5 protein-coding genes and 1 pseudogene are annotated in these 6,336 nt (G+C 66.0%); 1 reads left to right on the forward strand and 5 read right to left on the reverse strand.

Annotated features, from left to right (window positions below):
* Positions 1-233: 233 nt before the first annotated feature.
* Positions 234-857 carry a hypothetical protein gene (locus tag ACGG9C_RS16340; RefSeq protein WP_194385034.1) on the reverse strand — a complete coding sequence of 208 codons (624 nt, stop codon included), beginning with the start codon at positions 855-857 and terminating at the stop codon, positions 234-236.
* Between the two features lie 135 nt (positions 858-992).
* Here ACGG9C_RS16340 and ACGG9C_RS16345 point away from each other — a divergent pair, with 135 nt between their 5' ends.
* The gene (locus ACGG9C_RS16345) at positions 993-1,172 is read left to right on the forward strand and encodes a helix-turn-helix domain-containing protein (protein ID WP_228480987.1); all 180 of its coding nucleotides are present in this window, start codon (positions 993-995) and stop codon (positions 1,170-1,172) included.
* A 9-nt stretch (positions 1,173-1,181) separates the two neighbouring features.
* Here the strand turns inward: ACGG9C_RS16345 and rhuM are convergent, their stop codons facing one another.
* The 4 genes and pseudogenes from rhuM to ACGG9C_RS16365 all read right to left on the reverse strand — a co-directional run.
* Entirely contained in the window at positions 1,182-2,111 is a 930-nt protein-coding gene (gene rhuM, locus ACGG9C_RS16350) for a virulence protein RhuM/Fic/DOC family protein (RefSeq protein WP_194385033.1), read from the reverse strand.
* Positions 2,112-2,223: 112 nt separating this feature from the next.
* A complete protein-coding gene (locus tag ACGG9C_RS16355; protein ID WP_194385032.1) occupies positions 2,224-4,968 on the reverse strand; it encodes an AAA family ATPase in 2,745 nt (914 codons plus the stop codon).
* A 572-nt stretch (positions 4,969-5,540) separates the two neighbouring features.
* Positions 5,541-6,212, reverse strand: coding sequence for a cation transporter (locus ACGG9C_RS16360; RefSeq protein WP_194385031.1), 672 nt, complete (start codon positions 6,210-6,212; stop codon positions 5,541-5,543).
* A pseudogene (locus ACGG9C_RS16365) lies at positions 6,209-6,336 on the reverse strand (transcriptional regulator); the annotation flags it as partial. The gene ACGG9C_RS16360 and the pseudogene ACGG9C_RS16365, both read right to left, overlap by 4 nt.

Consider the following 6,336-nt stretch of genomic DNA (forward strand, 5'->3'; position numbering starts at 1 on the left):
TGCGGCTGTCGAGGGCATGCGCCGACAGGAACATGCAAGAAGAATCGCCCACATTCATGGCAAATGCGGGCGATATGTGGGCGATCCGACGGAGGAGATTTCTCAACATCGAATCGATGGAGATCGGGGAGTTGACCAAGGCCGCAAACGCCGCCGCGTGGCTGATCCCCGGCTTCAGTCAAGGCTACGCCGCTCGCGCTCGCGAATCCATCCGAGTCGCAGCGACGCGGGAATCACATGCCGATCGAGGGGCCGGAACGCGAGGGGCTCGAGCCCGGCACCCGGTGTGGCCCCGTCATCCGTCGCTGCTCGTCCTGCTGCATGCGGTTGTAGGTCTCACGGGTGATCAGATCTGCAGCCAGCCCCTGCTGGCGCGCCCGAGCCATCATCCGGGTCGCAGTGCTGACGCTCACGTTGAGGTAGTCCGAGACGAACTTGAGCGGAGCGAGATTGATGGTGGATGCAATCCGGTACAGGACGATCGCCTGGTCGCGAGCCTCGGTCGGCGTGCGATCGCTGTGTGCCCTCACGTCTGCGAGATAGGACGACAGCGGCTGGAACTCGCCGCCCTCTCGTGCGACCGTGACAATCCGGAACGCGGATGCCGCGACGAGCCACTGGACCCGCGCTTCGCGCAGCACCTGCGCCGTGACCTCATCGCCCTCGCCGACGCGGTCGACACGAACTGTCGCGGCTACCGCGCGACGCAGGGCGTGGTCGTATTCGCCGTGGAGTCGGATGGCGCCAGGCACGCCGGGCTCACCCGTCACGATGACGTCCCAGGCAGTCGGGATGCTGATGCCATCGCCTACCTCGACTCGCTCGGGCGCGATCGACTCGACGACAAGTTCGGTCATGCGGCGAGTCTGCCATGCGCATTTCTGGAGGGCAATGCGTGACGTGAAGAATTCATGTCGCGCATTGCTCACTTCGGGTGTACGGTGTGCGCAAGTGCTGTCACGCACTGCGCAAACACCATGGGAGATGGAACGATGAACCAGACATCGACGTCGCTCGCGTTGACGATGAAGGCTGCTGCAGAACTCGTCGGCGTGGACTACCGCACGATCAAGCTCGGCATCGACAGCGGGACGATCCCGACTGTCCAGCTGGGTCCCCGGCGAATGATCCCGAGGGCTGCATTGCTGAGGATCTTCGGCGTCGAGCCCTGACTACTCGGGTCAGCCTTCGCCGGCGAGCATGCTCACGAGAAGAGCGATCATCAGTTCCTTCTCTTTCGGGTCGCTCATCGCGACCATGAGCGTGATCGCTGCCAGCGCGTTGTTGGAGATCCGCGCCACGCCGCGCGCGTCATCGAGCACCTGGTTACGGGCGAGGAAGTGCACGAACAGCGCCGCCGCGCTGCGCTTGTTCCCGTCGGTGAGCGGGTGGTCCTTCACGACGAGGTAGAGCAGATTCGCCGCCTTCTCCTGCACCGTCGGGTACAGATCCACTCCCCCGAATCCCTGATAGATCGTCGCCACCACACCGCGCAGCGCGTCGCCCCGTTCGCCGCCGAACAGCGCGTCGACCGGAAACTCCGCCCCGACTTCGTCAATCACCGCCCGCGCCTCGTCATAAGTCAGCGTCCAGGTCGGCACATCGCCGTCAACAACCGGGATCTCGCCCTCGTCGTAGTCGCGGAGCGCGCGCAGGCTCGGCAGATATCTGGCGACGACTTCGGCTACCCCGGCAACGAGCTGATCAGTCGACCGCGACAGAACCTTCACAAGCGAGTCGAGCTCCAGGAGCCGGCGCTCGTTGGTCGCGACTCCCTTCAGCATGTATCTCTTGAGCACATCGGTCGACCAGCGGCGGAACTCCACAGCGCGGGCGGAGTTTGCGCGATACCCGACTGCGAGGACGACGTCGAGGCTGTAGAACGTCACCGGCCTGGCGACCCCAGCAATATGCACTTTTTGCATATTGCTCTCGGAGTCCACCTCATCCGACCGCAGGATGTTGCGGATGTGGCGCGAGACGCCCGACTGATCGATCCCGAACAGCTGCTCGATGTCAGCCTGCGACGCCCACACGGCCTCACCCTCCGTGCGCAGCTCGAGGGACACCACACCATCCATGGACTCGAAGATCTCGATCGCCGACGTCATTCGCCTAGTTCACCATGAGCGGCCGACAACGGAGCGCGATCGCACCGGGTCTGTTGCTCCGACGTCTTTCGCGCGGGCGATGGCATCGGTACGCGAGTCAGGACTGCCTCCGTCAGATCGACATCCCACGCCCCGCGCTCGGCGCAACGTGAGGCCCGCGGGTGAAGGCCTCGTGTCGATCTCGAACCTGCGCAGCCCGCTGCATCTCTGCCTGGGCTGCGCGCACGGCGTCCTGCATCGTCAGCTCCGTGGTGCCGCGCAGCATGCAAGTCGCGACGTTCGCGCGCGCGGCGCGGCCGGTGGGTGCGACAGTGACCACCTCGTTGTGCTCGCGTCCACGGGTGAGGCCGACGTAGAGGCCGGCGGCGTCCACGTCAGGGCCGACGATCGAGGCATCCACCGTCTCGCCCTGGATGCCGTGCACGGTCGACGCGTACGCGAGTTGCACGTGCTCGAGCGCGTAGACGCGTGTGACCTTCCGCACGTCGCCGCTGTCGTTGACGGATCGCAGCAGCAGCGAGTCTTCGGCGATCTTGCTGACGACCCAGGTGGCGCGATTCTCCACCCCCACACGACGATCGTTGCGGCGCGTCTGAACGGTGTCGCCGACGAGGATGCGCTGCTCCCCCATGCCCCACGCGAGAACGGTCGGGTCCAGTTCCCCGCGATCGACCCGCCGCTGCTGGATCTCGTCGTTGAGTGCGCCGGCGTCGCTATTGGCGCCGGTGACGAGCGCGACACGCTTGCCGCGCGCCTGCCATGCGAAGTAGGCGTCGATCATGTGCCGATGGGCATCCTCCGCATGGTCGACTCGTGTCAGGTGCCCGCGTTCGTCCAGTCGGCTCGCGATACGCGCCGCGTGCTCGGCATCGTCGGGATGCCGCAGCTCGAGCGTGAGGGCCGCGTACTCGGCATCCGCAAATCGGTGCACCGCGTCCAGCTCGACCGCGGCGCAAGCGTGCCGGACGGCGGCAGCCATGGCACCCACGTGTCCGACGGGGAGGGCTTGATAAGGGTCGCCGACCATGGCGACGCCGACACCGCGCTCGTGGGCGAGTTCTGCGAGCGCGTTCGCGACCTGCAGGTCGACCATGCCGGCCTCGTCGACGACAATGCGGTCCCGCGCGCGCAGGACGAAGCTCGTCGGGCCGTCGTAGATCGCTCCGGTAGCAGCATCCACGTCGCCGATCGACAGTCGATGCCAGGTCGTGGCACCCGCGGCATCCGTGCCCCACCGGAATCCGTGATCCGCGAGGAGCGCGTGGATGCTGGTTGCGGCCGCGCCGACCTCGCGCGCTGCAACCGAAGCCGCCTTGCGCGTGGGCGCGACGATGAGCATGCGTCGGCGTTGCGCGCTCAGCGCGCGAAAGACGACCCGCAGCATGGTCGTCTTGCCTGCACCGGCCGGCCCGGTGACGGCGACCAGGCCGTCGCTTCCGGCGATCGCGGCTGCGGCGACGAATTGCGCCGAGTCCAGTTGGCCGCACTCCCCACCGGCCTGCTTTCGCAGTTCGGTGGGGAGGAGGGAGCGTCCGGGCGTTGCGATTCGGTCGAGCCGGTGCGAGAGGAAGATCTTCGACCTCATCGTTTCGGTCGCCATGAAGACCTTGACGTGCGCGGGGGCGTCGGCCCCGCCTCCGAGGTCGACCGACTCGCGCAGCGCTCGTGCGGTGACGTCGTCGATCACCTGATCGAGGTCGGCACGCGCGGCGACGATTCCACTGCGTGAGAGCGCGCGGATGGCGCCGGCGCGCACGTCGAAAGCACTGAATCGCCCACTGGAGCCCACAGAGCGCCCGTCCGCGTCGACGATCGCCATCGCCGCGAGCAGGTCACGATCGAGCACCGCAGGATCGACGTGATCGAGTTCGACCGTGGCGCGCTCCTGGCGCAGGGTCTGATCGATCTCGGCGATCTCGTCGCGCACGACTGCTTCCCACGAGCCTTCATCGAGGCCCTGGGGCTTGTTCGGCCTCGACACCGCCCACGCGCGCCGATCGATCTGCGTCAGCGCGTCCATGCTGGGCGCGGACCCGCCGTGAGCAGACGTCCATTCAGCGATCAGGCGTGCACGGTTGGCTTCGATCTGCGCGGACCGACGAGACAGCGGGCGCACGGTAGCGGCCAGCTCAGCGATCTCGCCGTCGATCCCGATCGTGTAGCCGTGGCGGGCCAGCGCTGCGATCCACTCAGGATCGGTGCGCGCAGCAAGCTCACCTTCGGCATTCACAACGGTGTGCAGCTTCATCGCGACTCGGGAGTCGACGTTCGACCACCTGCCGTCGGCGCCGAGCACCTTCACGTTGAGCCACAGATGACGATGGATGTGCGGGTCAAGCGCGCGCGAACGGCGGTGCTGCAACTCGACAACCTCGAGCCGGGTGATGTCTTCGCGGATGAGCCCGTTGTGTCCACGTCGGGCATTGAGTTGCCGCTGCCAGGTGAGGAGCACTTGGTCTCTCAGCCGGTCCTGCAGCGCTTCGAACTCTCGTGCGAGCCCAGGATGCAGAAGCGCGGCGATGCTGTAGGACTTCGGGTGATTGATCGTCCCGTCGAGCACCAAGTCAGCGTCGGGACTCAACCGCTGACGGCCTCGTTCCTCCCCCGTGATCGGATCGTGGCCGGTCAGCCATACGCGGAGTCCACCGGCGGTCAACTCGTCGCTCGAGATGGCACCGTTCTCCACGATGAATCTCGATACGGTCGCACCTGAGACATCGCTGTAGTTCTCGAGCGCTTCGACACCGTAAAGGTGCGGGAGGTGAGCATCGCAGGTGCCCTCCATCGCGTACGCGATCGCGTGGCGGACCCCGCGCGAATTAGCACCCCGTTTCCAACGCTCCAGGCCACCTCTCATGGCGCCAGGGTACGACCGGTTTTCTCGATTATCCAGGGATTTTTCCGAAGTGTAGCCAAGTGGCGGCGGATGCAGATTTGTGCATGCGGACCGGCCGCGGTCATCCCGTGATGCCTGCGTGCATCGTCATTCGCCAGGTGATCAGTTCGATGCTCGTCTTCGCCGTTCGGTCACCTCGTCGCGGCACTGCGTCGCGATGTGTCGGAGCCCCCTGTCTCGCAGCGGCGAGTCCGTTCGGAAGCCTAGAGCGATCATCTCGCGGTCGCGTTTCGGTAGCTCGGCAGCGGGGAGGCCCACTCGTTGCTCCAGCGAGGTGCCCGCAGTCGCCCGGAGCAGGGCGGGCACTCCATCGGCCGGGCAATAGCAACGCGGCACTGGGACGACGCGGCGACGGTGTCGCGGCGGATCTGGCGACCGAAGTCGCCCATCGCCGGCATGCCCTTGCCGACCCCCTCCACGCGCCCGGTCAAGGACCCTCCACTAGTTCAACGCACGGATGGGTAACACTGCCTAGCAGCAGTCCTGGTCACACAGTTCAGGCGGGCAGCTGAAGGGCTCGCAACAGTAACTAATCACGACACCTCCTCTGCTTCGAATTCTTGATCGCCGTCGTCGTTCTGGAGCAATTCGAACGGTGATTCGATGTCGCCGCGCCAGGCCTCGATTCCCTCGCGCATCGCGAGCGCAGCGATGATTAGTGCGGCGATCGAGTCGGCCCACGTCCAGCCGAAGAGCGAGTTCAGCAGCAGGCCGATCAGCACGGTGCCGGACAGGTAGATGCACAGCAGCAGTTGCTTGGCGTCTGCCTGGACGCTCTTGGACCCGAGTTCGCGGCCGGTCCGGAATTGGAACCACGCGAGTGCGGGCATGACGACAAGGCTCGCGACCGCGATACCGATGCCAAGCGGGCTGTGCTCAACCGGTTCGACGCCGGCGAGGGCGATGATCGCGTCGACGGTGACGTACACGGCAAGCGCGAAGAACGCGATGCCGATCGCCCGGACGGTCGGCTTCTCCCACCGTTCGGGATTCTTCCGGGTGAACTGCCATGCCACCGCCACGGCCGAGAGGACCTCGATGAATGAGTCCAGACCGAACCCGATCAGCGCAGCCGACGACGCGGCCGCACCCGCAGCGACCGCGATAATGCCCTCGAGGATGTTGTAGGTGATCGTGAACGCGACGATCAGTCGCACCCGCCGGTGCAGCGTCACGCGGCGATCAGCCGTGATCGCCGCGCTCATTGGACATCCTGCACACAGCAGCCAGGAACGGTACAGGCCGGGTCGATACACGGTGCGCTCTCGTCCACCGCGAGCGTCACTTCGAGCAACGAGGTCAGCGCGTGGGAAAGATGCGGATCGGCGA

The sequence above is a fragment of the Microbacterium sp. MTN4-26 genome, assembly GCF_042846595.1.
Classification (GTDB): Bacteria; Actinomycetota; Actinomycetes; order Actinomycetales; family Microbacteriaceae; genus Microbacterium; species Microbacterium luteum.

Bases quoted from the DNA above. Each gene is read 5' to 3' on its own strand.
- ACGG9C_RS16340 (WP_194385034.1), bottom strand. From the start codon at position 857: ATGACCGAACTTGTCGTCGAGTCGATCGCGCCCGAGCGAGTCGAGGTA.
- ACGG9C_RS16345 (WP_228480987.1), top strand. From the start codon at position 993: ATGAACCAGACATCGACGTCGCTCGCGTTGACGATGAAGGCTGCTGCA.
- rhuM (WP_194385033.1), bottom strand. From the start codon at position 2,111: ATGACGTCGGCGATCGAGATCTTCGAGTCCATGGATGGTGTGGTGTCC.
- ACGG9C_RS16355 (WP_194385032.1), bottom strand. From the start codon at position 4,968: ATGAGAGGTGGCCTGGAGCGTTGGAAACGGGGTGCTAATTCGCGCGGG.
- ACGG9C_RS16360 (WP_194385031.1), bottom strand. From the start codon at position 6,212: ATGAGCGCGGCGATCACGGCTGATCGCCGCGTGACGCTGCACCGGCGG.